The organism is Yersinia ruckeri ATCC 29473, assembly GCF_000754815.1.
GTDB lineage: Bacteria > Pseudomonadota > Gammaproteobacteria > Enterobacterales > Enterobacteriaceae > Yersinia > Yersinia ruckeri.
Genome location: NZ_KN150747.1, coordinates 833774 through 859547, shown reverse-complemented (window position 1 = coordinate 859547; position 25774 = coordinate 833774). Strand labels below are relative to the sequence as shown.

The window sequence follows — 25774 nt, the reverse complement described above, 5'->3', positions numbered from 1 at the left end:
CATTCTTCTCCGGCAAAGCCGGGCAATTCATTTTACTGAGTGGGTTAAATCAACGTGCTGGATAGAATCAAAGTCTGTTTTACCGAAAGTATTCAAACCCAGATTGCGGCGGCAGAAGCCTTGCCTGATGCCATATCCCGGGCGGCCATGACACTGGTTCAGTCACTACTGAACGGTAACAAGATTCTCTGTTGCGGCAACGGGACTTCAGCGGCCAACGCTCAGCATTTTGCCGCCAGTATGATCAACCGATTCGAAACCGAGCGCCCAAGCCTGCCGGCTATCGCCTTGAACGCCGATAACGTGGTATTGACCGCTATTGGCAATGACCGGCTGCACGATGAAGTCTATGCCAAGCAGGTTCGCGCGTTAGGCCAGGCCGGTGACGTTTTACTGGCAATTTCCACTCGTGGCAACAGCCGTGATATCGTGAAAGCGGTTGAGGCCGCTGTAACCCGAGATATGACTATTGTTGCGCTTACAGGCTATGATGGCGGTGAGCTAGCTGGCCTGTTAGGTCAGCAAGATGTGGAAATTCGCATCCCTTCCCATCGCAGCGCTCGAGTGCAGGAAGTGCACATGCTTACAGTCAATTGCTTGTGTGATCTTATTGATAACACTCTATTTCCCCATCAGGACGATTAAAGGAGCATAAATGAAGGTTAGTTTCCCATTTTTTGCCGTGCTATTCAGCGCCCTGCTATTGCAAGGCTGTGTCGGTGCCGTCGTGGTTGGCAGCGCCGCTGTGGCGACCAAATCCGTAACTGACCCTCGCAGTGTTGGTACTCAGGTTGATGACGGCACGCTAGAAGCCCGCATCAGTAATGCGCTAAGCAAAGACCAACAGTTGAAAAAAGAAGCCCGTATCGTCGCAACAGCCTATGAGGGCAAAGTGCTATTAACCGGCCAAGCACCGAACACTGAATTGGCTAGCCGAGCCAAACAGATCGCTGCGGGTGTTGAAGGTACCAATGAGGTGTACAACGAGATCCGTCAAGGTAAACCGATTGATCTGGGTACCGCGTCATCCGATACCTGGATCACCACAAAAGTACGCTCGCAGATCCTGACCAGCGATTCGGTTAAATCATCCAACGTAAAAGTCACCACTGAGAATGGGGAAGTCTTCCTGCTCGGCCTGGTTACTCAGCAAGAAGGGCAGTCCGCTGCCCAGATAGCCAGTAAAGTTGGGGGCGTAAAACACGTCACAACGGCCTTTACCTACGTAAAATAAACACCAGTGAGCCTGATTTTGTTAGGCTCACTTTTTTTCTAGTTTGATATTCCAGTTGCAAATCCCTTCCCGCTTACAGATCGTTTTCCTGTAAGAACGTTTTACCGCCCAATTGCCGCATTTGACGCAAAATCCATTGCTGGCGACCCATCACATAGCTTGAAGGCGCATTCGCCTTATAGCGATGAGGATTAGGCAATACCGCGGCTAGCATCGCCGCCTCTGATGCACTTAACCGGCTGGCGGGTTTGTTGAAGAAATGCTGTGAGGCCGCCTCTACGCCGAAAATACCGTCGCCAAACTCAACAATATTCAGATAAACCGTCAGGATGCGGCGTTTAGTCCATATCAGTTCAATGCCAGCGGTAAGCCCAGCTTCCAGCCCTTTTCGCAACCAACTGCGCCCATCCCAGAGAAATAAATTCTTGGTCGTTTGCTGCGAAAGCGTGGAGGCGCCTCTGATACGTTTCTGATGACGTTGATTATGAGCTAATGCCGATTCGATAGCGGCGACATCAAACCCCCAATGCTCAGGAAATTTTTGGTCTTCTGCCGCCATTACTGCCAAAGCCATATAGGGCGAAATTTCACTCATTGGTACCCAGTCAGAATGGGCAACATAAGAAAATTCGCCACTAAACCAGGCTCCCACTTGCCTTTCGATCATTACCATCGAGAAAGGTACGGGCAGGAAAGCGAAAATCAAAATCGCCGCCAGCCAAAAGCCCAGCAACGCAAAAACTCCCTGTTTTAATCTACGCCAGCCCCCTCTCAGCCCGTACCGACCCGATTTCATTTGATTAAATCCAGCACCTTGGCAACCAATTTATCAATACCTGTTGCCGCCTCAGAAATGGAACCGGCCAGCATATAAGCCGGTGTCGTCACCACTTTGTGCTCAGCATCTACCACCACATCATCAACCGGGCAGACAATATGTTCACCCCCCATGCTCTCGATAGACTCTGCGGTATCAATATCATTACCAATAGTCAGGCGAACCCGATCTCCCAGCAGCTTTGGCAGCAAAGCTGGGGCTATGCACATAAAACCAATTGGTTTATCTGCCTTATGCATTTTTTGTACGAGTTTATATAAATCTTGGTCGACAGAACACGCAGAGCCTTCGGTGGCAAAGCTGCTCAGATTCTTCGCTGCTCCAAATCCTCCGGGTACAATCAAAGCATCCAGATTATCCGAATTGGCCGCCGAAAGCGGCTGAATATGGCCTCTAGCAATACGCGCAGACTCCACTAAAACATTACGTACTTCTGCCGAAACCTCACCAGATAAATGATTAATAACATGAAGTTGTGGTTTATCCGGCGCAAAGCAAACTGCCTCTACACCGGCGCGATCCAAAGCCAGCAGTGTTAAGACGGATTCATGTATCTCTGCACCATCAAAAACACCGCAACCACTTAACACGACACCCACTCTTTTCATCACTTTCCCCCTTTTCTTATGCTGTCAATCGCTTAACCTGTTCTAGTGACAAACAGTAATCTCTATCACATATTTTAATGAATCTTGTAACAAGAGCGCTTACATTTGCTATGTTGTTGCTTGTATGATGTATCAACGAATCCCGACAACCTGCGAATACGACCAGAAATTAATACGCAGGTTCACGTTTTCCCTGGTGTTGGCGCAGTATTCGCGCACCCCGGCCTCGGTCGGGGTTATTTTTTTTCAGCTTCCGCAGTCCATTCCCGCAACACCTGTACATCGTTACGCCATTCCAATTTCAACTCATCAATCCAGTCCTGAACGTTATCCCACCATGCTGGCAGAGAAGGCGTCTGAATTTGTTGAGCGAGTTGCTGCAAATGACGTAGCCCCACAGAGCCAGCTGCACCTTTAATTTTGTGCGCTTCTTCGGCAATCCCTTTCTGATCGCGGGCCGTCATGTTGGAATCCAGCACAGCCAGATATCCCGGCATCATTTGTTCAAATATTTCCAGGCTCTGATGAATCAACTGCGGCCCAACCAAATCGATATATTGCTCCAACATGACCGTGTCAAGTAACGACTCATTGGTTTGCATTGGCTTCTGCTCCTGCTTTTTCATGGCTTGAGAAGGCTGATGATCCCAGAACTGCTTAATCATTGCCGTTAACGCGGGGACGGACAGCGGCTTGCTCAGCACGTCATCCATCCCAGCATCGAGATATTCTTTTTTATCTTTCAGTACATTGGCCGTTAATGCCACCAGCGGTGGCAATGAGTGACTGGCGTAATCCGCGCGAATTTTACGCGCAATGTCCAGCCCGGACATATCCGGTAACTGAATATCCAGTAGCACTAAATCAAAATCATCCGGATTAAACATCGCCAACGCATCATGACCATTCATCGCCACTTCAACGCTGTTACCCAATTTCTCCAGCACCGAGCGCGCCACAATCACGTTAAGCTCAATATCTTCCACTAACAGCACGTGCAAAGCCGGTAGCGGCATATCCTCATGGTTCTGGATACTGCTATCCTCTTTCTGCACCGCCGGGGCCTTGATGGATAAAGTGAAGCAAGAGCCAACACCTTGGGTACTTTTCACCATGATGTCGCCCCCCATACTTTGTGCCAGACGTTTAGAAACGGCCAGACCAATGCCGGTGCCGGTAGCTGGACGGCCACCGTTGCGATCTTTGACTTGATAGTACATGGCGAAAATCTTGTCCTGTTCGTCCTCAGGAATCCCCATACCCGAATCTTCTACTTCAAAAATCAGTCGGTCGGTATTTTCACGGTAAATGCGTACCACAATCTGCCCTTGCTGGGTAAATTTCACCGCATTGCCAATCAGATTCCACAAAATCTGACGTAAACGAGTGCCATCAGTAATGATTTTTTCCGGTAAGCGGCCCTGTGGCTCCATCAGAAACTTCAGTCCCTTCGGCTGAACCAGCAGACCAGAAAGGTTTTCCAGATCGGCCATAAAGCCGGTGAAATCGATTGGCTGGTTATCCAACTGCACTTTGCGGCGTTCCAGCTTATCCATTTCGATAATATCGTTGAAAATATTGCCCAGAGTGATGGCACTGACATGAATGGTCTTGAGGTATTTCAGTTGTTCATCATTCAAATCCGTATCCAGCAAAATACGACTCAGACCAACAATGCCATTAAGCGGCGTACGAAGCTCGTGGCTGATTGTTGAGATAAATGTTGTCTTATCCCTACTGGCGTTCTCCAACGCGTCTTGGTAACGCTTACGCTCCGTTATATCGCGGCCAAAACCCATTAATCCATGACGTTTACCCACGCGATCGTAGAACGGCACTTTACGCAGCTCAAAACAGGCTTTACGCCCATCGGGGTACACCAACCACTGTTCGTAGGTCAAAGAAACGTTATGACGGAAGACTTTTTCGTCAGTTTCCATCACTTTTTCTGCAATATCAGGCGTATAGACTTCTTGCGGCGTCAAGCCTACCAATTGTTTTTCACTCTTGCCGGTCAGTAGTTCCATCGCCCGATTACAACCGGAGAATTCGTTATCTTCATTACGGTAATAAACCAAATCCGGCGACGCATCGAGGAATGAACGCAGTAATGCCGATTGTTGCCCCAGCTCTATCTGTGCCTGCTCGCGATGACCCATTTCCTCTTTCAGCTTATCGACTACCTGAAGATGAGCTTTTTCCGCTTTCTCTCGCTCAATAATTTCCAGATTCAGTTGAGCGATGTTTTCTTGTAGTTGCTGATTAAGTTCCCGATCGCGGTAACGCATAATTTCCAGCTTATCTACCAAACGAGATAAACGCTGACGGGATTCTTCTAGTTGTTCCACCACCACCGACAAAAAGTAAACAGCCCAGGGCGTGATCAACAGGCCGAAGAAGATCGAGCGAACAAAATCGATACTTTCAACCGAGCCACGCAGCACTAGCGTAACGGCCATTTGCACCACCACCGCCAGTACCACCAGCACCGATGCCAATAACAGCGAGAAGCGCACCAGCCCTAACTTCACCATGAGATCAACGTAATACTGGGCTAACACCCTGATTTGCTTCATAACGACTCCCGTCAGACTTCATAAGATAAATCATACCGTAAAACCGGGAATAGATAAGGCGAGTTACCCAGAAGTGTGGAAAAGACTGCAAATCAAAGGGAAATGGCGAAAGTTGATAATAGCGATGCCAGTACACGAGGAGGCCGAGCACAGCCCAAACTCAAGTGACAAACGCGCAGTAGCCGACAATCACCCAAGCCAAGGGCGTAACGAGCGGCAGACAATTGAGCGCGGCCTGCGCGCAGTGCCCCGGAGTGTACACGCAGTACACGAGGAGGCCGAGCACAGCCCAAACTCAAGTGACAAACGCGCAGTAGCCGACAATCACCCAAGCCAAGGGCGTAGCGAGCGGCAGACAATTGAGCGCGGCCTGTGCGCAGTGCCCCGGAGTGTACACGCAGTACACGAGGAGGCCGAGCACAGCCCAAACTCAAGTGACAAACGCGCAGTAGCCGACAATCACCCAAGCCAAGGGCGTAGCGAGCGGCAGACAATTGAGCGCGGCCTGCGCGCAGTGCCCCGGAGTGTACACGCAGTACACGAGGAGGCCGAGCACAGCCCAAACTCAAGTGACAAACGCGCAGTAGCCGATCACAATGCAGAGGCTTGCCCACCGTGGACAAGCATATACTTATTCAACTCCACCATACCGGTCCACCGATTCTCGCACCACAGCGGAGCAAGCAACGTCGGGCGGCGGGCGCTGGCCGAAATACGGTGATAAACAATATCCGTTGGTGTATGGCGGATCATTTCACCGGCGGTGACGACATAATCTTCCAGTGCCAGCTCGGGCAGGCGACCTGCTCGCCAGGCTTTGGCCATGGTACTGCCTTCGACGATGTGCAACGGATGCAGTTTTAACCCGTCGACACCGGTATCGGCGACTTGTTGTAGCGTTTGCAGGCCTTGGGCTTGATCTTCTCCGGGCAATCCGACTATCAGATGGCAACAGACTTTTAAGCCACGCGCTCTGGCACGGCGAGCGGTATGTTGATAACTGGCAAAGTCATGACCACGGTTAATACGTTTGAGGGTTTTATCATTGGCCGTTTGCAAACCCAGTTCCAGCCAAACTTCATAGCCTTGTTGGTGGTAGCTGCTGAGCAAATCCAGCACTGCATCGGGTACGCAGTCTGGGCGCGTACCGACACAAATCCCCACGATATCGGCTTCGGTCAATGCCTGCTGATACATCGCTGCCAACGCATTTATTTCGGCATAGGTACTAGTATAAGCCTGAAAATAGGCCAGATAACGGTTGGCACGATTAACCTTTTTGGCCTGTGCGGCCAATTGTTCGCTAATGGTGCGTTGCTGCATTTGTTCATCGGCAAAAGAGGCGACCTGGCAGAAAGTGCAGCCACCGCGCCCCAACGTACCGTCGCGGTTTGGACAGCTGAAACCACCGTGGAGCGTGAGTTTATGGATTTTTTCACCATAGCGGCGTTGTAAATCCGCACCAAACATATTGACTAATTTCTGCAACTGCATAATCTGGAGGCTGCCTGTCGGAAAAGTCGCTTAGCCTAACTGGCCAGGGTGTTCCGTGCGATGACAGAGATCAACTCCCTCCTCTTTGGGTGCAATTTCGCATAACCATTCATTATAAATGAAAATAAAATCATTTAAATACCGATTAATTTTTCTAATCATGACAAACGGCTTAGCCCATCGATTACAAATTGATTAAAAATAGTTTTTAATCTTATTAGAATAGCAAATTGCAGGATATAACTCTGCGTTCTAAGCCAGAACTAGCATGGTGCAGAGATTTGGTGATTGCACTATAGTGAGACAGCTCACATTTTCACGCCTATCCAACAGACTATACAAAAGGCAATAAGTCCAATAATTCACTTTAAATTCATAATGATAAATATGTTTTTAGTGGTAAGGATATATCTTAGACTTATATTTGACCTCAGTATTCTTTCTCGCTAAGTTGGAAGTCCGCTGGAAGCTTTCTAGACGGGCAAACGTCTAGTCATAATTATGCAGTAATTTAAGACTCCCTCTTAAAACAAGTTATATACCACTTGTGAGACCCGTCACGAGAGGTCATTGGCGGAGGGCGGAAAAGCAGATTTGCCGTGAAATACGTGCCTGTCAGCCCACCCGTCACCGTGAATTGTCCCTCGCAGTAGGTTGTGAGAGTCACGCAGAGCCTGGGGAGGTTCACTGATATGTTGTACGATAAATCCCAAGAGAAGGACAATTGCGGTTTTGGCCTCATCGCCCACATAGAAGGCGAACCAAGCCATAAAGTCGTGCGTACGGCAATACACGCACTGGCCCGCATGCAGCACCGTGGAGCCATACTCGCCGATGGTAAAACAGGCGATGGCTGCGGCTTGCTATTACAAAAACCGGATCGTTTTTTCCGCATGGTCGCCGAAGAGCGCGGCTGGCGTTTAGCAAAAAACTACGCTGTTGGCATGATATTCCTGAGCCAGGATAATGAACTGGCTCAGGCCAGCCGCCGCATTGTGGAAGAAGAGCTGCAAAACGAGACACTCTCCGTCGTTGGCTGGCGCGCCGTGCCGACTAATCCCGATGTTCTCGGTGAAATTGCCCTCTCTTCTCTGCCGCGTATTGAACAGATTTTTGTCAATGCCCCTGCCGGGTGGCGGCCACGTGATATGGAACGCCGCCTGTTTGTGGCACGCCGCCGTATCGAAAAGCGTATTTCAGATTTAGACTTCTACGTCTGTAGTTTTTCCAATCTGGTGACGATCTATAAAGGCCTGTGTATGCCTGCAGATCTGCCACGTTTCTATCTGGATCTGGCCGACCTGCGTCTCGAATCGGCCATTTGCCTGTTCCACCAGCGTTTCTCCACCAATACCGTGCCACGCTGGCCACTGGCGCAACCGTTTCGCTATCTGGCGCACAACGGCGAAATCAATACTATCGCTGGTAACCGCCAATGGGCGCGAGCTCGTGCCTATAAATTCAAGACGCCACTGATCCCGGATTTGCAGGATGCCGCGCCTTTCGTCAATGAAACCGGCTCCGATTCCAGCTCGCTGGATAACATGCTGGAGCTGTTCCTTAGCGGCGGGATGGATTTGATTCGTGCCATGCGCCTACTGGTTCCGCCTGCCTGGCAGAACAACCCGGATATGGATACCGATCTGCGCGCCTTCTTCGACTTTAACTCGATGCATATGGAACCGTGGGATGGCCCTGCCGGGATCGTTATGTCTGACGGACGCTATGCTGCCTGTAATCTGGATCGTAACGGCCTGCGTCCCGCGCGCTACGTCATCACCAAAGACAAATTGATTACCTGTGCCTCGGAAGTCGGTATTTGGGATTATCAGCCGGATGAAGTGGTTGAAAAAGGCCGCGTCGGCCCCGGTGAACTGATGGTGATCGATACCCGTACCGGAAAAATCCTACATTCTGCAGAAACCGATAACGATCTGAAAAGCCGTCACCCGTATAAAGAATGGATGGAAAAGAACGTTAAGCGTTTGGTGCCATTCGAAGATCTGCCAGAAGATCAAGTCGGTAGCCGCCAGTTAGACGACTCTCAGCTTGAAACCTATCAAAAACAGTTTGGTTACAGTAACGAAGAACTGGATCAAATCATCCGCGTATTGGGTGAGAATGGTCAGGAAGCGACGGGTTCAATGGGTGACGATACGCCATTTGCCGTGCTTTCCAGCGGTCCACGTATTATCTATGACTATTTCCGTCAACAGTTCGCACAGGTCACCAACCCGCCGATCGATCCACTGCGGGAGGCCCATGTTATGTCATTGGCCACCAGTATTGGTCGCGAGATGAACGTATTCTGCGAAGCCGAAGGCCAGGCTCATCGGTTGAGCTTCAAATCGCCGATCCTGCTGTATTCAGATTTCCAGCAGCTCACGACGCTGGAAGGCGAATATTATCGTGCCGATCGCCTGGATTTGACGTTCGATCCTAGCCAGCAAGACCTGCAACAGAGCGTTTTATCACTGTGTGACGAGGCCGAGCGCAAAGTACGTGACGGTGCGGTCATGCTGGTACTGTCCGACCGTTCTATTTCGCCAACTCGCCTGCCGGTACCCGCCCCGATGGCGGTCGGTGCGATCCAGACGCGTCTGGTAGAAAAAAATCTGCGCTGTGACGCCAACATCATTGTTGAAACCGCCAGTGCCCGCGATCCGCACCACTTCGCCGTGTTACTCGGTTTTGGTGCAACGGCTATCTATCCATATTTAGCTTACGAATCACTGGCTAAACTTGTCGATACTCAGGCTATAGATAAGAAATACCGCGATGTGATGCTCAATTATCGCAACGGCATCAACAAAGGCCTCTACAAAATCATGTCCAAAATGGGCATATCCACTGTGGCATCTTATCGCTGCGCCAAGCTGTTCGAAGCCGTGGGTCTAGATAAAGCGCTATGTAACCTGTGTTTTCAGGGCGTGGTTAGCCGTATCGGCGGTGCCGACTTCAGCGACTTCCAGCAAGATCTGCAAAATCTATCCAAACGCGCCTGGCTGAAACGTCAACCTTTGGATCAAGGCGGTTTACTCAAATTTGTCCATAACGGCGAATACCACACGTATAACCCAGATGTGGTCAGTACCTTGCAGAAAGCAGTACACAGCGGCGAATACAGCGATTATCAAGTCTATGCAAAACTGGTCAATGAGCGTCCGGTCGCGACCCTGCGGGATCTGCTGGCGATCAAGCCACAAAACACGCCGATCCCGGTTGATCAAGTTGAACCCGCAGAATCCTTATTTACCCGATTTGATACTGCGGCCATGTCTATCGGCGCACTCAGCCCAGAAGCCCATGAATCACTGGCTATCGCGATGAATAGTCTGGGTGGTTTTTCCAACTCTGGCGAAGGCGGCGAAGATCCGGTGCGCTATGGCACCAATAAAGTGTCCCGCATCAAACAAGTGGCATCAGGCCGTTTCGGCGTAACCCCGGCGTATCTGGTCAACGCTGACGTTATTCAGATCAAAGTTGCCCAAGGGGCAAAACCCGGTGAAGGCGGTCAGTTGCCAGGAGATAAAGTCACACCTTATATCGCCAAACTGCGCTATTCCGTGCCGGGCGTGACCCTGATTTCCCCACCGCCGCATCACGATATTTACTCCATTGAAGATTTGGCACAGCTCATTTTCGATTTGAAGCAGGTCAATCCGAAAGCCATGATTTCGGTGAAGCTGGTTTCCGAACCGGGTGTCGGTACGATTGCCACTGGCGTAGCGAAAGCCTATGCCGACCTGATCACCATTGCTGGCTACGATGGTGGTACCGGGGCTAGCCCGCTCTCATCAGTGAAATACGCCGGTTGTCCGTGGGAGCTGGGCCTGGTTGAAACCCAACAGGCGCTGGTTGCTAATGGCCTGCGCCATAAAATCCGTCTGCAAGTTGATGGCGGTCTGAAAACCGGTGTCGATATTATCAAAGCAGCCATTCTTGGTGCCGAAAGCTTCGGCTTTGGTACCGGCCCAATGGTCGCGTTAGGCTGTAAATATCTGCGTATTTGTCACCTGAATAACTGCGCTACGGGTGTAGCAACTCAGGACGAAAAGCTGCGACGCGACCATTATCACGGCCTGCCGGAGCGTGTGGTGAACTATTTCCAGTTTATCGCCAGAGAAACACGTCAGATTATGGCTGAGTTGGGTGTAAGCCAACTGGTTGATTTAATTGGCCGCACCGATATGTTAATCGAGCTGGACGGTATTTCGGCCAAACAGAACAAACTGGACTTGTCGCCACTGTTGGCAACGGCTAAACCACATCCGGGCAAGGCACTGTATTGCACTGAAAGCAATCCGCCATTCGATAAAGGCTCGTTAAACAAAGCCTTGCTGGCACAGGCTGAACCCTATATCGAAGCCAAACACAGTAAGACGTTCTACTTTGATATCCGTAACACCGATCGCTCGGTAGGCGCGGCACTGTCAGGTGCTATCGCTGAAAAACATGGTGATCAAGGTTTGGCAACCGATCCAATCAAAGTGCACTTCTCCGGTACTGCGGGTCAGAGCTTTGGCGTTTGGAATGCCGGTGGCGTTGAATTGACCCTGACTGGTGATGCCAACGATTATGTCGGTAAAGGTATGGCTGGCGGCCGTATTGCGGTACGTCCTCCGGTCGGTTCTGCTTTCCGCAGCCACGAAGCCAGCATTGTCGGTAACACCTGCCTGTATGGTGCAACCGGTGGTAAATTATTTGCCGCAGGCCGTGCTGGTGAGCGTTTCGCCGTGCGTAACTCTGGCGCAATTACCGTGGTTGAAGGTATCGGTGATAACGGCTGTGAATACATGACCGGTGGTATCGTCTGTGTTCTGGGTCGTACCGGCATCAACTTTGGCGCAGGAATGACCGGTGGCTTTGCTTATGTTTTGGATGAAGACGGTGAATTCCGTAAACGCGTTAACCCTGAGTTGGTAGAAGTATTGGATGTCGATCAACTGGCAATCCATGAAGAACATCTGCGCGGGCTAATCACTGAACACGTTCAGTTGACCGGTTCCAGTCGTGGCGAAGAAATTTTGGCCACCTGGCCGGAATGGGTAACCAAATTCGCCTTGGTGAAACCAAAATCCAGCGATGTGAAAGCACTGTTGGGCCACCGTAGTCGTTCCGCAGCCGAGTTGCGGGTTCAAGCGCAGTAAGGGGTTAAAATGAGCCAGAATGTTTATCAATTTATCGACTTGCAGCGTGTTGATCCGCCGAAAAAGCCGCTGAAGATCCGTAAAATTGAATTTGTCGAAATTTACGAACCGTTCTCAGAAACCCAGGCCAAAGCGCAAGCAGACCGCTGCCTATCCTGTGGTAATCCGTATTGTGAATGGAAGTGTCCTGTACATAACTACATCCCGAATTGGTTGAAACTGGCTAACGAAGGGCGAATAATGGAAGCCGCTGATCTGGCTCACCAGACTAACAGCCTGCCAGAAGTCTGTGGCCGGGTGTGTCCTCAGGATCGCCTGTGCGAAGGCTCCTGTACCCTGAATGACGAATTCGGTGCTGTGACCATCGGCAATATCGAGCGTTATATCAGCGATAAAGCCATTGAAATGGGTTGGAAGCCAGATATGTCCCACGTGCATCCAACGGGTAAACGCGTGGCTATCATCGGCGCAGGTCCGGCAGGGCTAGCCTGTGCGGACGTACTCACCCGCAACGGTGTTCAGGCCGTGGTATTTGATCGTCATCCTGAGATTGGCGGCCTGCTGACCTTTGGTATTCCAGCCTTCAAGCTGGAAAAAGAGGTGATGATCAAGCGGCGTAAAATTTTCTCCGAGATGGGAATCGAATTTCAGCTTAATACTGAAGTCGGCACAGACGTGACGATGGAAACCCTACTCAGTGATTACGATGCGGTATTCCTTGGCGTCGGGACTTACCAATCCATGCGCGCAGGGCTGGAAAATGAAGAAGCTCCCGGCGTTTACGATGCTCTGCCGTTCCTGATTGCCAACACCAAACAATTAATGGGTTATCAAGCAACCACTGACGAGCCTTATGTCAATATGGAAGGTAAACGTGTCGTGGTGCTGGGTGGTGGTGATACCGCAATGGACTGCGTTCGTACTGCGGTGCGCCAATGTGCCACTCACGTCACTTGTGCCTATCGTCGCGATGAAGTGAACATGCCAGGTTCAAAACGGGAAGTGAAAAATGCCCGTGAAGAAGGTGTCGAGTTCAAATTCAATTTGCAGCCACTCAGCATTGAAGTCAGTGGCACAGGTAAAGTTTGCGGTGTGAAAATGGTGCGTACCCAATTAGGTGCGCCGGATGCACAAGGCCGCCGTCAGGCTGAACCTATTGCCGGTTCCGAGCATGTTTTGGATGCCGATGCGATAGTGATGGCGTTTGGTTTCCGTCCACACAGCATGGAATGGTTAGCCGCTCATGATGTTAATCTAGATAAGCAGGGTCGGGTCGTCGCGCCGGAAACAGCCAGTAACGCCTTCCAGACCAGCAACCCGAAAATCTTTGCCGGTGGCGATATTGTTCGTGGCTCTGATCTGGTCGTCACTGCGATTGCCGAAGGTCGTAAAGCGGCTGAAGGCATTATGGGTTATCTGGAAGTATAAAAGCTTGCTAGACAAGACCAAATAAAAGGGCTGGATGACCAAGGATCCAGCCCTTGAGATTAATCACTCCGTCGCCGCAGTAGTGAAAACCGGCAGATCGTCAAGGTACCATCAATACATTTTTGTCGGTTCGAGCCGTGGATTTATCGTTATGACTCACCGATACATAACTTTCTCTAGCGTGAGTCTATTCAGGATATCCATTTGATACTCAAGTAGATAGATCAACCCACCTTCTGCTGACCATTTGCTATTTTCTTATTAGATACATCACAGCACTATTTATTTAGTGTCTTCCCGCTAACGATAAGAGATAAGCATAAAGGCCGAATTTAATCTGTAAATATGATGAAAATACAGATTTTGTAACACTCATCATCCCTTATTTGCAGCTTTTTATATATGACGCGCTATAGTAATGGACTCGCAATATCATCAGCGTATCAGTTACATCGTGTTTTGGAATATAAGGAAATCAATGATGAAAACCCCTTTGCTGCTTATTGCCGGTGGTCTACTCGCCACCAGTTTTAGCTCTCTAGCCATGTCTCTAAACTATCAGGAAGTGAGCTACAATATTGAAGCTCGGGGAGCCAAAGCGGTGGTTGCAGAGCTGGCCAAATCGGGGCAATTGGCTGCGGTAGAAAACAATATCAAGCTAGGCGACGATAATTGGATTGCAATGGCGCCGAAGCTGGCAGATGGCGGGAATCAGAAGTTTACTCAATCTATAAAATCAGCACTTTCTTCCGCCCTGATTTATAACCCGGCGGCGGTGCTAAGAGCCGTCAGTGACAGTAAAACGCTAGCCCTGACTGATGTCTGTACTGCACCGACAGAGGCTACAGATAGCGCAGCAAAAACCAGCTTCCAACAACGAGCCTCGCATACGTTATCGACAATCAGAAACAACGATATGACCGGTCCACGAGATACCTGCCTGGCCGAGCTGAAAAAGTTATCCTGATACCCTGATGGCTCGACAGAAACAACCAGGGCGGCCTAAGCCGCCCTGAAGAATAATACGCAAATGAATGGATATTATTTCACAACCCGTAATGCAGGTCGGCCACTGCGGGAAGGCGGTGGAGGCTCATCATCAGTGCCGCCATCGCTATCCGATTTTGCCGAAGAATCGTCAGTTACCAGCACCAAACTGTCTGTTGGCACCGCTTCACCAGCGTCATCCATTTCAGAAAAATCGCCGTCAACATCATCGTTATATGCCACTTCAGGTTCGAACATTGTCCCGGCACCGTTTTCTCTGGCATAAATCGCCAGAACAGCCCCCATAGGTACAACGACCTGCCGTGGAACACCACCAAAACGGGCATTAAAACGAACGTCTTCATTACCCAGTTCCAGATTACCCACTGCACGTGGTGCGATATTCAATACAATCTGACCATCACGGGCAAACTCCATCGGTACCATCACATCAGGCAGAGAGACATCCACCACTAAATGGGGCGTCAGTTCGTTATCAATCAGCCAATCGTAAAACGCGCGCAACAAGTAAGGGCGACGCGGAGACATATCAGACATCTCCATAGCCATTACCCCTGCATGCGCAGACGCATTTCGCGCTCAGCTTCCGTGAGGGAAGCCAAGAACGCATCGCGTTCAAACACGCGGGTCATATAGCCTTTCAGCTCTTTAGAACCGGTACCTGTCAACTCGATACCCAATTCAGGTAAGCGCCACAGCAACGGAGCCAGGTAGCAATCTACCAGACTAAATTCTTCACTCATGAAATACGGGGTTTGAGCGAAAATTGGCGCGATAGCCAGCAATTCTTCACGCAGTTGGCGACGCGCTGATTCTGCTTCCTGGCCGCTCTTTTGCTCAATCTTGTACATCAGAGAGTACCAGTTCTTTTCAATGCGCAGCATCATCAGACGGCTTTCACCACGAGCAACAGGGTATACCGGCATCAGTGGAGGGTGCGGGAAACGTTCATCAAGATATTCCATGATGATACGGGACTCATACAGAGTCAGCTCGCGATCAACCAGTGTAGGTACCGTCTGGTATGGATTGAGGTCAATCAGATCCTGCGGCAGGTTATCCATCTCAACCTGCTCAATCTCAACACTGACACCTTTTTCCGCCAGTACGATACGTACTTGATGGCTAAAAATGTCGGTCGGGCCAGAGAACAGCGTCATTACCGAACGTTTGTTGGCAGCGACAGCCATGAAAACCTCCAAGTTTATCTAGAAAACAGTGCGAATAGCCAACGCAGAGGCTGCTATCCTGAGTAGTTTTACCGCCAGTTCACTGTCTCGACCAACATGCCGTTAATAAGCCTTGGTCGAGATAATCATTCAGCCAGGGAGATAAACGGACGTCAACAGCTCGGCGAACAGGCACAAAAGTGAGTGATAGTTTACCAGATTTTGCTTGTTTTGTGGGGATGCTGCCGTCATTTCATGGTGATTTGTCTGACGACTCGCAGTTTATACCGTACGTAGATGGCAATAGACAAGGGTATGCTTGATTTTCAGGCATAAAAAAACCCGGTGAAACACCGGGTTTTTAGCATTAATCTGATGCCATAAAGGCAAAAAATTAACGTTTGGAGAACTGTGGACGACGACGTGCTTTACGCAGACCCACTTTCTTACGCTCAACTTCACGCGCATCACGCGTTACGAAGCCAGCTTTACGCAGTTCACCACGCAGAGACTCGTCATACTCCATCAGTGCACGAGTGATACCGTGACGGATAGCGCCAGCCTGACCAGAAATACCACCACCTTTAACAGTGATGTACAGGTCAAACTTACCAACCATATCTAGCAGTACCAGAGGCTGCATAACGACCATGCGGCCAGTCTCGCGACCGAAGTACTGTTCGATGCTACGTTGGTTAATAACGATGTTACCGCTACCCGGCTTAATAAAGACGCGTGCGGAAGAACTTTTGCGGCGACCAGTGCCGTAGTATTGATTTTCAGCCATTGCCATAATCCCGATTAAATGTCCAGAACTTGCGGTTGCTGTGCCGCATGGGTGTGCTCAGTGCCTGCGTAAACTTTAAGTTTACGGAACATTGCACGACCCAGCGGGCCCTTAGGCAGCATGCCTTTAACCGCGATTTCAATCACACGCTCAGGACGGCGGGCAATCATCTCTTCAAAGGTCGCTTGTTTGATACCACCGATGTGACCGGTATGACGGTAATAAATCTTGTCTGTACGCTTGTTACCAGTTACAGCAACTTTTTCTGCGTTCAGAACGATGATGTAATCACCAGTATCAACGTGCGGGGTGTATTCCGCTTTATGCTTGCCGCGCAGGCGACGAGCCAGTTCAGTAGCGAGGCGACCTAAGGTCTTACCGTTCGCGTCAACAACATACCAGTCGCGTTTTACGGTTTCTGGCTTAGCTGTGAAAGTTTTCATTAAAAGCTTACCCAATTATAAGTTACACGTTGGTGAACACCCAAACGCTCAAATCAACAGTTGAGGCTCACACGACCATCAAGTCCAGCAAACCTACCCCTTCGAATAGCCTATTGCTGGCACTATAAAGTTTTTGGGAAAAAAACTTTATTGTAACGTGGGGTCGCAAGATTATAGAGAAGTCGGCTGCAAAGATCGAACTGTTTTTGGCGTGAAAAGCATAAATTACAGGTGTTCAATCGGGCGATCAATAATCGCCCTAGCGCAGAATAGCATGTTTAACCAGCAATGTGCGAGCAACGACGTCAATATACTGTAACCTGACGTTTTAAGGCAGATGAGGCAGCTTAAGGTACTCCTCGCTCTGCATCTCCTGTAAACGAGATAAACAGCGCTGGTACTCAAATTTTAGCCGTTCTCCTTGATAAATTTCAAACATTGGTACTTCCGCAGAGATAATCAGCTTCACCCGGTGCTCGTAAAACTCATCAACCAGCGCCAGAAAACGCCGCGCAGCATTCTCTTCCTTTGCCGTCATCAAACGCACATTGTGCAGTAGCACACTGTGATACTCGCGGGATAACGCGATGTAATCCAATTGGCTGCGCGCCTCTTCACATAAGGTATAGAAATCTACCGCCAAAACGCCATCTGCTGCACGGATCGCCGTAAGTGGCCGATGATTGATATCCAGAACCGGCGCCAGCTCACCTTCTTTACCCGCCAACTTGATGTACATCTGCTGCATGAGCAATGTATTTTGCGGATTTAGCGGCGTCATGTAGAGATGTGCCTGCGTTAAAGTACGTAGCCGATAATCAATACCGGCGTCCACATTCATCACGTTGCAATATTGATTAATCAAAGTAATCGCTGGTAAGAAACGCGCCCGTTGCAGACCGTTTTTATACAAATTATCCGGCGGGATATTCGAAGTGGCAATCAGCGTGATTCCACGAGCAAACAAGGCTTGGAGTAGCGTTGCCAACAACATGGCATCGGTAATATCCGAGACAAAAAATTCGTCAAAACACAGCACATCCGTTTGCGTTTTAAACCCATCGGCAATGATTTCCAATGGATTTTCATGCCCTTGCAACTCAGTTAGCTCTTGATGTACCCGCAACATAAAACGATGGAAATGCAGTCGGAGCTTGCGTTCGCCGGGTAAACTGTGGAAGAAAAGATCCATTAACCAGGTTTTTCCACGCCCTACGCCTCCCCACATATATAAGCCCTGAACCGGCTGTATAGCCGCCTGACCTACCGGTTTTCCGAGCAATCGGCTCAGCCGGTGGCGTAAGCCAGGAGTGGGTTTTGGTTGAGTGGCACGGTCACAAAGCGCCCGATAGATGATATCAAGTTGCTCAACGGCCTGACGTTGAACTTCATCAGGTTGGTATTCTCCAGCGGCTAAAGCCTGCTGATAACGTGCTGTAGGTGTACTGAGTTGCATGTTTTTCAACAATTCCTGATAAAATATTTATCTGTTTTTCGCTGCGCTTTTATGCTGATTTATCTGGTAATCGACGCATTTACCGACGGTGACTGCATCAGAAAAGACCTGATAACCATAAGCAAAGTTGCATCAGGATTCCACTCTGACAAGGTTAACGGTTATAGTGGGTATTATTAAGTGAAAAAGCCCTACCGAACAATGAAGTCAAAAAAGGAGTCACTATGACCTGGGAGTATGCGCTTATTGGGTTAGTTGTTGGTATCGCCATCGGTGCGATAACCATGCGCTTCGGCAATCGTAAATTGCGTCAGCAGCAAGTGCTGCAAAATGAACTGGAAAAGAGCAAATCTGAGCTGGAAGAATACCGCCAGGAGTTAGTGGGTCATTTCGCTCGTAGTGCAGAGTTACTGGATAATATGGCTCGAGATTATCGTCAGCTTTATCAGCACATGGCGCAAAGCTCGAATAATCTGTTGCCTGACCTGCCAATGCAGGATAACCCGTTCCGCTACCGTTTAACCGAATCCGAAGCGGATAACGATCAGGCACCGGTAAAAATGCCGCCGCGTGATTATTCCGATGGTGCATCAGGTTTATTGCGTCCAGAGCATCAAACCCGAGATTGATTTTATATATCAGTCTCTTATCCGGATAGCGTTCCTACTTACGCTATCCGGTTTTCTTTAATTTACCCTTCTTTTACAGTTCTATACTTCCCACTCCTTGAATCACTGCCATCCGATCCCTATATCATGGAGCATTGCGTGGTCACTGCTGTTTACCATAACAGTAGCTTTTTGAAATAAGTGAATTTTTTATCTGTTCAACGGTCTTAGCTTTCAATGGGGCCCATGGCGCAATATCATCAATTCATTCACCGTTAGGTATTGAGAGAATTTAATCCAATGAAAAAAAAGTCATTATTTCTTAGTGCTCTAGCTATGAGCGTTGGTCTTGGTCTTGCTGTAGCACCGGCGGTCAATGCCGCACCATTGCCAATGGCCGTTGCCGGGCAATCTCTGCCAAGTCTGGCACCTATGTTGGAAAAAGTGCTGCCTGCCGTTGTTAGCGTTCATGTAACCGGTACTCAGGCTCAGCAACAGCGTTTGCCTGAAGAATTTAAATTCTTCTTTGGCCCGAATGCCCCAATGGGCAAAGAGAACAGCCGTCCATTTGAAGGGTTGGGTTCCGGTGTCATTATCAATGCGGAAAAAGGCTATGTCCTGACCAATAATCACGTCATCAATAATGCTGACAAAATCCGCGTTCAATTAAATGATGGCCGTGAATACGACGCCAAACTGCTCGGCCGAGATGAACAAACCGATATCGCATTGTTGCAGTTGACCGATGCAAAAAACCTGAAAGCCATTCCTATCGCCGATTCCGATAATTTGCGTGTCGGTGATTTTGCCGTGGCGGTAGGTAACCCATTCGGATTAGGACAAACAGCAACGTCCGGCATTATTTCGGCACTAGGCCGTAGTGGGCTGAATCTGGAAGGGCTGGAAAACTTTATTCAGACCGATGCCTCCATCAACCGCGGTAACTCAGGCGGTGCGTTGGTTAACCTGAATGGGGAACTGATTGGCATCAATACCGCGATTTTGGCTCCAGGTGGCGGTAATATTGGTATCGGCTTTGCTATCCCGAGCAATATGGCACAAAACCTGAGCCAGCAATTAATTGAGTTCGGCGAAGTGAAGCGCGGCATCTTGGGTATCAAAGGCAGTGAAATGACCGCTGATATCGCCAAAGCCTTTAATATCGACGCACAACGTGGGGCTTTTGTGAGTGAAGTTATGCCGAAATCTGCGGCAGCGAAAGCGGGTATCAAAGCTGGCGACGTACTGGTTTCCGTTGATGGCAAACCGATTAGCAGTTTCGCGGAGCTGCGTGCCAAGATCGGTACCACCGGGCCGGGTAAAACCATTAAAGTTGGCTTGTTACGTGAGGGTAAACCTCTGGAAGTAGCGGTAACATTGGAGAACAGTAATCCAACCTCCACCAGTGCAGAAACCTTATCTTCATCATTACAGGGAGCATCGCTGAGCAATACCGACATTAAAGGCTCAGGCAAAGGTGTTAAAATCGATAGCGTCGCTAAAGGCTCACCAGCTGCACAAGCTGGCTTGCAAAAAGACGATGTGATTATTGGTATCAATCGCCAACGCATTCAGGATATTACCCAACTGCGTAAGGCACTTGAAGCCAAGCCGCCAGTCATGGCGTTGAATATCATCCGTGGCAATGAAACTATTTATCTACTATTACGCTAATTTGCAGAAAAATCGGACACAGTGCAACGCTGTGTCCGCTTAACTCGTGCTATTCTCCAATCATCTATCTTTCACGTCTTAAACCTCATGTTTATTAAGCTATTGCGATCCATCATTATTGGTCTGGTTGTTGCGGGTATTTTACTGGCCGCATTACCCGTATTGCGTTCATCCAGCAACCTGTTTGCCGGTAAAACGGCAAGCACCGATAGTGAAGCCCCCGTTAGCTATAATCTTGGGGTACGTAGAGCCGCACCTGCCGTAGTCAATGTGTATAACCGCAGCATGGGTGCCACCGCGCAGGATGGCCTTGAGATTCGTACGCTAGGTTCTGGCGTCATCATGAGCGACAAGGGTTATATCCTAACCAATAAACACGTGGTCAATAACGCCGAACAAATTATCGTTGCTCTACAAGATGGTCGGGTGTCGGAGGCGTTATTGGTCGGTTCAGACAATATGACCGATTTAGCAGTACTGAAAATTGATGCAGGAAACCTGCCAGTCATTCCTATCAATGTTCATCGAATTCCTCATATTGGTGATGTCGTGCTGGCGATAGGTAATCCCTATAATTTAGGCCAGACCATCACTCAAGGTATCATCAGTGCCACCGGACGCATCGGTTTGAGCGCCTCAGGCCGACAAAATTTTCTGCAAACTGACGCCTCGATTAATCAGGGAAACTCTGGTGGTGCGCTGGTCAATTCTCTGGGTGAATTAGTGGGCATCAATACACTATCCTTTGACAAAAGCAGCAATGGTGAAACACCTGAAGGTATCGGTTTCGCCATTCCTACCGTATTAGCAACCAAAGTGATGGAAAAGCTGATTCGTGATGGCCGTGTCATTCGTGGTTATATCGGAATTACCGGCGGAGATTACCCACCTTTCCATGCTAGTAACCGCAATAACTCCCAAACGCTGGAACGTATCCACGGGATTAAAGTCAATCAGATTTCACCTAACGGGCCTGCGGCAGCAGCAAATATTCAGGTTGGTGATATCATTCTGAGCGTTAATAACAAGCCAGCAGTTTCGGCGGTGGAAACAATGGATCAGGTGGCTGAGGTTCGTCCTGGAACCACTATTCCGGTATTAATTCTACGTAATGGTGAGCAGATAACCCTGAATGTGACCATTAGCGAGTATCCTGAGAGCTAGGAAACGTCAAATAAATTACAATAAAAAAGCCAGCCGGTTAAAGAACCTGACTGGCTTTTTATTGGAGCGGGCTGGTTAAAATGCGAACGCATCAAAATGCGGTCAGGTTTAACCGAAGTCAGCTATTCCGTCGTAGCAACAGCCTTATTCCTCTTTCACACGCTCAATATTGGCACCCAGAGCACGCAATTTATCTTCAATACGCTCATAACCACGATCAATATGATAAATACGATCCACGATGGTGACACCGTCTGCAATACAACCGGCCAATACCAAGCTGGCGGAAGCACGTAAATCGGTGGCCATAACCTGTGCGCCAGAAAGCTGCTCAACGCCGTAGCAAATAACGGTATTACTTTCGATTTCTGCTCGTGCACCCATCCGAATCAGTTCAGGGATGTGCATAAAGCGGTTTTCAAAGATAGTTTCGGTAATCACGCCCGTACCTTGAGCCACCAAGTTCAGCAAGCTGAATTGTGCCTGCATATCGGTAGGGAAACCAGGATGCGGCGCAGTACGCAAAGTGACAGCTTTAGGACGCTCGCCATGCATGTCCAGGCTGATCCAGTCATCGCCGACTTCAATATCGGCACCCGCTTCACGCAGTTTCGATAATACTGCATCCAACGTATCCGGGCGGGTAGCTCGACATACGACTTTGCCACCAGAAATAGCCGCCGCGACCAAGAAAGTACCGGTTTCGATACGATCTGGCAAAACGCGGTATACGCCGCCCCCTAAACGCTCAACGCCCTCAATAGTGATACTATCGGTGCCGTGACCGGTAATTTTGGCGCCCAGCGTATTCAGGAAGTTCGCTGTATCAACAATTTCCGGTTCACGCGCAGCGTTTTCAATCACCGTAGTGCCTTCTGCCAGCGTTGCTGCACTCATGATGGTGACAGTCGCACCTACGCTAACTTTATCCATCACGATATGTGCGCCTTTCAGGCGACCATTAACCGATGCTTTAACATAGCCTTCTTCCAGCTTGATCTCTGCACCCAGTTGTTCCAGCCCGGTAATGTGCAAATCAACTGGGCGAGCGCCGATAGCGCAGCCGCCTGGCAGAGAAACCTGACCGCGGCCAAAGCGGGCGACTAACGGGCCTAAAGCCCAGATAGAGGCTCGCATGGTTTTAACCAAGTCGTAAGGTGCACAGAATTCATTGACCCCACTGGCATCAATAAAAACCGAACCATTACGTTCAATCTTCGTGCCCAGTTGGCTCAGTAATTTGATGGTGGTATCAATGTCCTTAAGGCGTGGGACATTCTGCAATTCCACCGGTTCTTCGGCCAACAACGCGGCAAACATGATTGGCAGGGCTGCGTTTTTAGCGCCGGAAATAGTGACTTCACCACTTAGGCGAGTCCGCCCCTGCACACGAAATTTCTCCATTTGACTACTCTCTGTTGTCAGATTCGATGTCGCTGTTCGCCGTAGCCAACAGCATTAAAAACCGTTAAGTTTGCGATCTCGCTGCCACTCTTGGGGCGTATAAGTTTTGATCGATAAAGCATGGATGCGATTATCAGCGATGTATTCCATCAATGGCGCATAAACTGTCTGTTGTTTCTTCACACGGCTCATCTCGGTAAATAACTCACCAACGGCAATAACCTGAAAGTGGCTACCATCACCGGTTACCTGTACTTCATCCAGTGCCAATGCTCGCATCAGCACATCTTTAATTTCGGTCGTTTCCATAATATTCGCTCTATTTTCAGAGGATCATAACCAGTCAAACATAGTAGAGGAATACGGCAAGCTCTTAAACTAAAGAAAAGCCCCTGCGTCGTGATTACGTACAGGGGCCAAAATACCGTGATGCGCAACTATCGTAGCAAGGTGAGCTAAGTCACCGCCGTAACTGGAATGATTTCCTGTAAATTATATAACGTAATCAGCGTCGCCAGACGGTCGCTGACACCTGAAATAATCAGGTCACTACCCCTTTGGTGCTGTTCTTCACGTAAATGGACCAACAAGGCCAGGCCGGAAGAGTCTACGCGTTGTAGTTGCGCCACATCCAGACAGGTTTTGTCCGCCAACAGAGTCTCCCGCTGCTGCCATAATGGCATCAGCGTCTCGCGATCAAGATCTCCGATCAACAACAGCGTATGTTGTTGGGATTCCCAACGGAGTTCAGCGGCCATAATCAGTTTTTATCCAGAGTGATTGGCTGTTTGGCGGCAATCAGTAATTGCTGAGTCAAACCATCAACACCTTGTGTCCGCAGGATAGATGCCCATTCATTTTGCTTGGTACTGATCATACTGACACCTTCAGCAATCATATCAAATGCCTGCCAATGACCCGTTTGGCTATTCTTACGCCACTGGAAATCTAAACGCACGGGTGGGCGGCCATTGGGATCAAGAATGGTAACGCGAATGGCGACGATATTGGCATCACCCAGTGGTTGATCTGGAGCAATCTGGTACGTTTGTCCATGATACAGTGCTAATGCCTGACCATAAGCCTGTTCCAGATATTTGCCGAAGGCGTTGAAGTACGCTTCGCGTTGAGCTGGGGTTGCACCTTTGTAATAGCTGCCGAGAACCAAAGCTCCAGCATATTTAATCTGCACAAAAGGCATCAGTTCTTCATGAACAATAGTCCGCAGATAATCAGGATTTTGCTTGATTTTCGGCTGTTCATTTTTCAGGCGCGTAAAAGTTTTTTGTGCCGCATCGTCCATCATGCGGTACGGATTAGTTTGGTCAACAGCATTTGCCAGCGGAGCGACCACCAACAATGCGACCATTAATAAACGTGTAAACATTCAAATGCCCTCTTAATGAATATGCGCTGCGGGTGAGGTAGGTTCACCAGCCGGTGCTGGTGCAGCCGCAGGAGCTCCATCCGTATTGCCACCACTTCTGTACAGGAACTGGCCGATTAAATCTTCTAGAACCAATGCTGATTTCGTGTCCTGAATTGTGCTGCCTTCTTTCAGAATGCTAGTGCCCATCTCCGGATCTTCAAATCCGACGTTCAGCGCCAGATATTGTTCACCCAATAAACCCGATGTGCGGACCGCTAAAGAACTAGTATCAGGAATATTGTTATATTGATCCTGAATATCAATCGCCACTCGCGGAGTGTAATTTTTAGTGTCGAGGGAAATTTCTGCTACTCGTCCTACGACTACACCACCAATTTTAACCGGTGAGCTGGCTTTTAGCCCACCGACATTATCAAAAGTCGCATATATTCGGTAAGTAGGCTGATTGCCAACTGATTTTATATCTGCCACTTTCAGGCATAAGAAAATGATTGCCGCTAAAGCGATCACAATAAACAGACCTACCCAAACTTCGGTTTTCTTCGTTTGCATGACTTAATTCCCAAACATCAGTGCTGTGAGCACAAAATCTAATCCCAATACCGCCAGTGATGAATGCACCACCGTACGGGTGGTTGCTCGGCTAATCCCTTCCGATGTTGGGATCGCATCATAACCATTAAACAACGCAATCCAGGTTACGGTAATTGCAAATACCAAACTCTTGATTAAGCAGTTCAGTAAATCGGTGCGCCACTCAACCGCGCCTTGCATCGCCGACCAGAAGAAACCGCTATCAATTCCTTTCCAGTCAACACCAACAACCGATCCCCCCCAAATACCCACAGCCACAAAAATTGCCGTCAGCAAAGGCATGCTGATTAAACCAGCCCAGAAACGCGGTGCAACCACCCGCCGCAGTGGATCAATAGCCATCATTTCCAGGCTAGAGATCTGTTCGGTTGCTTTCATCAAACCGATTTCGGCGGTTAGGGCCGAGCCAGCTCGCCCCGCGAACAGTAACGCAGTCACCACCGGCCCCAATTCCCTCAACAGAGACAGTGATACCATCATGCCCAGACTGGCTTCTGCACTGTAGGTCGTCAGAATCAGATAGCCTTGTAACCCCAGTACCATGCCGATAAACAGACCGGATACCATAATAATCAGCAGGGATTGTACCCCCACGCTATACAACTGTTTCACCAATAGTGGCCATTGCTGGCGCAGTTGTGGCCGGCCGACAATCGCATTGAATAGCATCAACCCCGCTCGCCCGAACGTGGCACAGACATTAATGCCTTTGCGGCCTACGGACGCTAACGTTTGTACTAACATGAACA

At 49.3% G+C, this 25774-nt stretch carries 24 protein-coding genes; 8 read left to right on the top strand and 16 right to left on the bottom strand.

The window, feature by feature from the left end; genetic code table 11:
- Positions 1-54 precede the first annotated feature (54 nt).
- The gene (gene diaA / locus DJ39_RS03825; protein ID WP_004723307.1) at positions 55-645 is read left to right on the top strand and encodes a DnaA initiator-associating protein DiaA; all 591 of its coding nucleotides are present in this window, start codon (positions 55-57) and stop codon (positions 643-645) included.
- A gap of 10 nt (positions 646-655) precedes the next feature.
- Entirely contained in the window at positions 656-1234 is a 579-nt protein-coding gene (gene dolP, locus DJ39_RS03820; RefSeq protein WP_004723308.1) for a division/outer membrane stress-associated lipid-binding lipoprotein, read from the top strand.
- A 73-nt stretch (positions 1235-1307) separates the two neighbouring features.
- Here dolP and mtgA read toward each other — a convergent pair whose 3' ends face one another.
- From mtgA to mnmL, 5 genes are all read right to left on the bottom strand, one after another.
- Positions 1308-2030 carry a monofunctional biosynthetic peptidoglycan transglycosylase gene (gene mtgA / locus DJ39_RS03815; protein WP_038241158.1) on the bottom strand — a complete coding sequence of 241 codons (723 nt, stop codon included), beginning with the start codon at positions 2028-2030 and terminating at the stop codon, positions 1308-1310.
- Positions 2027-2680: an isoprenoid biosynthesis glyoxalase ElbB gene (gene elbB, locus DJ39_RS03810; RefSeq protein WP_004723310.1), complete on the bottom strand. Its 654-nt coding sequence runs from the start codon at positions 2678-2680 to the stop codon at positions 2027-2029. Before elbB ends, mtgA begins: the two co-directional genes overlap by 4 nt.
- 236 nt (positions 2681-2916) lie before the next feature.
- On the bottom strand, positions 2917-5256 hold the full coding sequence (gene arcB / locus DJ39_RS03805; RefSeq protein WP_004723311.1) for an aerobic respiration two-component sensor histidine kinase ArcB: 2340 nt from the start codon (positions 5254-5256) through the stop codon (positions 2917-2919).
- Between the two features lie 92 nt (positions 5257-5348).
- Positions 5349-5870, bottom strand: a complete 522-nt coding sequence (locus DJ39_RS03800; protein ID WP_038251147.1) for a hypothetical protein — start codon at positions 5868-5870, stop codon at positions 5349-5351.
- Positions 5848-6750, bottom strand: coding sequence for a tRNA modification radical SAM protein MnmL/YtqA (gene mnmL / locus DJ39_RS03795; protein ID WP_038241159.1), 903 nt, complete (start codon positions 6748-6750; stop codon positions 5848-5850). Before mnmL ends, DJ39_RS03800 begins: the two co-directional genes overlap by 23 nt.
- Before the next feature lie 692 nt (positions 6751-7442).
- On the opposite strand from mnmL, the gene gltB reads away from it, so the two are divergent.
- From gltB to DJ39_RS03780, 3 genes are all read left to right on the top strand, one after another.
- Complete coding sequence (gene gltB / locus DJ39_RS03790) at positions 7443-11900, top strand: glutamate synthase large subunit (protein ID WP_038251146.1); 4458 nt, start codon at positions 7443-7445, stop codon at positions 11898-11900.
- A 9-nt stretch (positions 11901-11909) separates the two neighbouring features.
- On the top strand, positions 11910-13328 hold the full coding sequence (locus tag DJ39_RS03785; RefSeq protein ID WP_004722348.1) for a glutamate synthase small subunit: 1419 nt from the start codon (positions 11910-11912) through the stop codon (positions 13326-13328).
- A gap of 481 nt (positions 13329-13809) precedes the next feature.
- A complete protein-coding gene (locus tag DJ39_RS03780) occupies positions 13810-14295 on the top strand; it encodes a hypothetical protein (protein ID WP_038241163.1) in 486 nt (161 codons plus the stop codon).
- A 74-nt stretch (positions 14296-14369) separates the two neighbouring features.
- On the opposite strand, the gene sspB is transcribed toward DJ39_RS03780, so the two are convergent.
- The 5 genes from sspB to zapE form a co-directional block, all read right to left on the bottom strand.
- Complete coding sequence (gene sspB / locus DJ39_RS03775) at positions 14370-14879, bottom strand: ClpXP protease specificity-enhancing factor (protein WP_004722352.1); 510 nt, start codon at positions 14877-14879, stop codon at positions 14370-14372.
- A gap of 5 nt (positions 14880-14884) precedes the next feature.
- Positions 14885-15526 (bottom strand): stringent starvation protein SspA, encoded by a 642-nt coding sequence (sspA, locus tag DJ39_RS03770; RefSeq protein WP_004722353.1) that lies wholly within the window; start codon positions 15524-15526, stop codon positions 14885-14887.
- Positions 15527-15899: 373 nt separating this feature from the next.
- Positions 15900-16292, bottom strand: a complete 393-nt coding sequence (gene rpsI, locus DJ39_RS03765; protein WP_038241165.1) for a 30S ribosomal protein S9 — start codon at positions 16290-16292, stop codon at positions 15900-15902.
- Between the two features lie 14 nt (positions 16293-16306).
- Complete coding sequence (rplM, locus tag DJ39_RS03760; RefSeq protein ID WP_004722357.1) at positions 16307-16735, bottom strand: 50S ribosomal protein L13; 429 nt, start codon at positions 16733-16735, stop codon at positions 16307-16309.
- 328 nt (positions 16736-17063) lie between these two features.
- On the bottom strand, positions 17064-18191 hold the full coding sequence (zapE, locus tag DJ39_RS03755; protein ID WP_004722359.1) for a cell division protein ZapE: 1128 nt from the start codon (positions 18189-18191) through the stop codon (positions 17064-17066).
- Between the two features lie 224 nt (positions 18192-18415).
- On the opposite strand from zapE, the gene zapG reads away from it, so the two are divergent.
- From zapG to degS, 3 genes are all read left to right on the top strand, one after another.
- Complete coding sequence (zapG, locus tag DJ39_RS03750; protein ID WP_004722362.1) at positions 18416-18820, top strand: Z-ring associated protein ZapG; 405 nt, start codon at positions 18416-18418, stop codon at positions 18818-18820.
- Between the two features lie 279 nt (positions 18821-19099).
- Complete coding sequence (degQ, locus tag DJ39_RS03745) at positions 19100-20473, top strand: serine endoprotease DegQ (RefSeq protein ID WP_038241174.1); 1374 nt, start codon at positions 19100-19102, stop codon at positions 20471-20473.
- 87 nt (positions 20474-20560) lie between these two features.
- A complete protein-coding gene (degS, locus tag DJ39_RS03740; RefSeq protein WP_004722366.1) occupies positions 20561-21637 on the top strand; it encodes an outer membrane-stress sensor serine endopeptidase DegS in 1077 nt (358 codons plus the stop codon).
- Positions 21638-21781: 144 nt separating this feature from the next.
- Here degS and murA read toward each other — a convergent pair whose 3' ends face one another.
- The 6 genes from murA to mlaE form a co-directional block, all read right to left on the bottom strand.
- A complete protein-coding gene (murA, locus tag DJ39_RS03735) occupies positions 21782-23041 on the bottom strand; it encodes a UDP-N-acetylglucosamine 1-carboxyvinyltransferase (RefSeq protein WP_004722368.1) in 1260 nt (419 codons plus the stop codon).
- Between the two features lie 54 nt (positions 23042-23095).
- Positions 23096-23350 carry a BolA family iron metabolism protein IbaG gene (gene ibaG, locus DJ39_RS03730; protein WP_004722370.1) on the bottom strand — a complete coding sequence of 85 codons (255 nt, stop codon included), beginning with the start codon at positions 23348-23350 and terminating at the stop codon, positions 23096-23098.
- Between the two features lie 146 nt (positions 23351-23496).
- Positions 23497-23799: a lipid asymmetry maintenance protein MlaB gene (gene mlaB, locus DJ39_RS03725; protein ID WP_004722372.1), complete on the bottom strand. Its 303-nt coding sequence runs from the start codon at positions 23797-23799 to the stop codon at positions 23497-23499.
- Positions 23800-23801: 2 nt separating this feature from the next.
- Positions 23802-24428 carry a phospholipid-binding protein MlaC gene (gene mlaC, locus DJ39_RS03720; protein WP_004722374.1) on the bottom strand — a complete coding sequence of 209 codons (627 nt, stop codon included), beginning with the start codon at positions 24426-24428 and terminating at the stop codon, positions 23802-23804.
- 12 nt (positions 24429-24440) lie between these two features.
- Positions 24441-24983: an outer membrane lipid asymmetry maintenance protein MlaD gene (gene mlaD, locus DJ39_RS03715; protein ID WP_004722378.1), complete on the bottom strand. Its 543-nt coding sequence runs from the start codon at positions 24981-24983 to the stop codon at positions 24441-24443.
- 3 nt (positions 24984-24986) lie between these two features.
- Positions 24987-25769, bottom strand: coding sequence for a lipid asymmetry maintenance ABC transporter permease subunit MlaE (mlaE, locus tag DJ39_RS03710; RefSeq protein ID WP_004722380.1), 783 nt, complete (start codon positions 25767-25769; stop codon positions 24987-24989).
- Positions 25770-25774 lie beyond the last annotated feature (5 nt).

Excerpts from the sequence above, each read along its gene's own strand:
- elbB (WP_004723310.1), bottom strand. The coding sequence starts at position 2,680 with ATGAAAAGAGTGGGTGTCGTGTTAAGTGGTTGCGGTGTTTTTGATGGT.
- zapE (WP_004722359.1), bottom strand. The coding sequence starts at position 18,191 with ATGCAACTCAGTACACCTACAGCACGTTATCAGCAGGCTTTAGCCGCT.
- mlaB (WP_004722372.1), bottom strand. The coding sequence starts at position 23,799 with ATGGCCGCTGAACTCCGTTGGGAATCCCAACAACATACGCTGTTGTTG.
- gltB (WP_038251146.1), top strand. The coding sequence starts at position 7,443 with ATGTTGTACGATAAATCCCAAGAGAAGGACAATTGCGGTTTTGGCCTC.
- mnmL (WP_038241159.1), bottom strand. The coding sequence starts at position 6,750 with ATGCAGTTGCAGAAATTAGTCAATATGTTTGGTGCGGATTTACAACGC.
- degS (WP_004722366.1), top strand. The coding sequence starts at position 20,561 with ATGTTTATTAAGCTATTGCGATCCATCATTATTGGTCTGGTTGTTGCG.
- murA (WP_004722368.1), bottom strand. The coding sequence starts at position 23,041 with ATGGAGAAATTTCGTGTGCAGGGGCGGACTCGCCTAAGTGGTGAAGTC.
- mlaC (WP_004722374.1), bottom strand. The coding sequence starts at position 24,428 with ATGTTTACACGTTTATTAATGGTCGCATTGTTGGTGGTCGCTCCGCTG.
- mtgA (WP_038241158.1), bottom strand. The coding sequence starts at position 2,030 with ATGAAATCGGGTCGGTACGGGCTGAGAGGGGGCTGGCGTAGATTAAAA.
- zapG (WP_004722362.1), top strand. The coding sequence starts at position 18,416 with ATGACCTGGGAGTATGCGCTTATTGGGTTAGTTGTTGGTATCGCCATC.
- mlaE (WP_004722380.1), bottom strand. The coding sequence starts at position 25,769 with ATGTTAGTACAAACGTTAGCGTCCGTAGGCCGCAAAGGCATTAATGTC.
- DJ39_RS03785 (WP_004722348.1), top strand. The coding sequence starts at position 11,910 with ATGAGCCAGAATGTTTATCAATTTATCGACTTGCAGCGTGTTGATCCG.
- arcB (WP_004723311.1), bottom strand. The coding sequence starts at position 5,256 with ATGAAGCAAATCAGGGTGTTAGCCCAGTATTACGTTGATCTCATGGTG.
- dolP (WP_004723308.1), top strand. The coding sequence starts at position 656 with ATGAAGGTTAGTTTCCCATTTTTTGCCGTGCTATTCAGCGCCCTGCTA.
- sspB (WP_004722352.1), bottom strand. The coding sequence starts at position 14,879 with ATGGAGATGTCTGATATGTCTCCGCGTCGCCCTTACTTGTTGCGCGCG.
- mlaD (WP_004722378.1), bottom strand. The coding sequence starts at position 24,983 with ATGCAAACGAAGAAAACCGAAGTTTGGGTAGGTCTGTTTATTGTGATC.
- ibaG (WP_004722370.1), bottom strand. The coding sequence starts at position 23,350 with ATGGAAACGACCGAAATTAAAGATGTGCTGATGCGAGCATTGGCACTG.
- rpsI (WP_038241165.1), bottom strand. The coding sequence starts at position 16,292 with ATGGCTGAAAATCAATACTACGGCACTGGTCGCCGCAAAAGTTCTTCC.
- DJ39_RS03780 (WP_038241163.1), top strand. The coding sequence starts at position 13,810 with ATGAAAACCCCTTTGCTGCTTATTGCCGGTGGTCTACTCGCCACCAGT.
- sspA (WP_004722353.1), bottom strand. The coding sequence starts at position 15,526 with ATGGCTGTCGCTGCCAACAAACGTTCGGTAATGACGCTGTTCTCTGGC.
- rplM (WP_004722357.1), bottom strand. The coding sequence starts at position 16,735 with ATGAAAACTTTCACAGCTAAGCCAGAAACCGTAAAACGCGACTGGTAT.
- degQ (WP_038241174.1), top strand. The coding sequence starts at position 19,100 with ATGAAAAAAAAGTCATTATTTCTTAGTGCTCTAGCTATGAGCGTTGGT.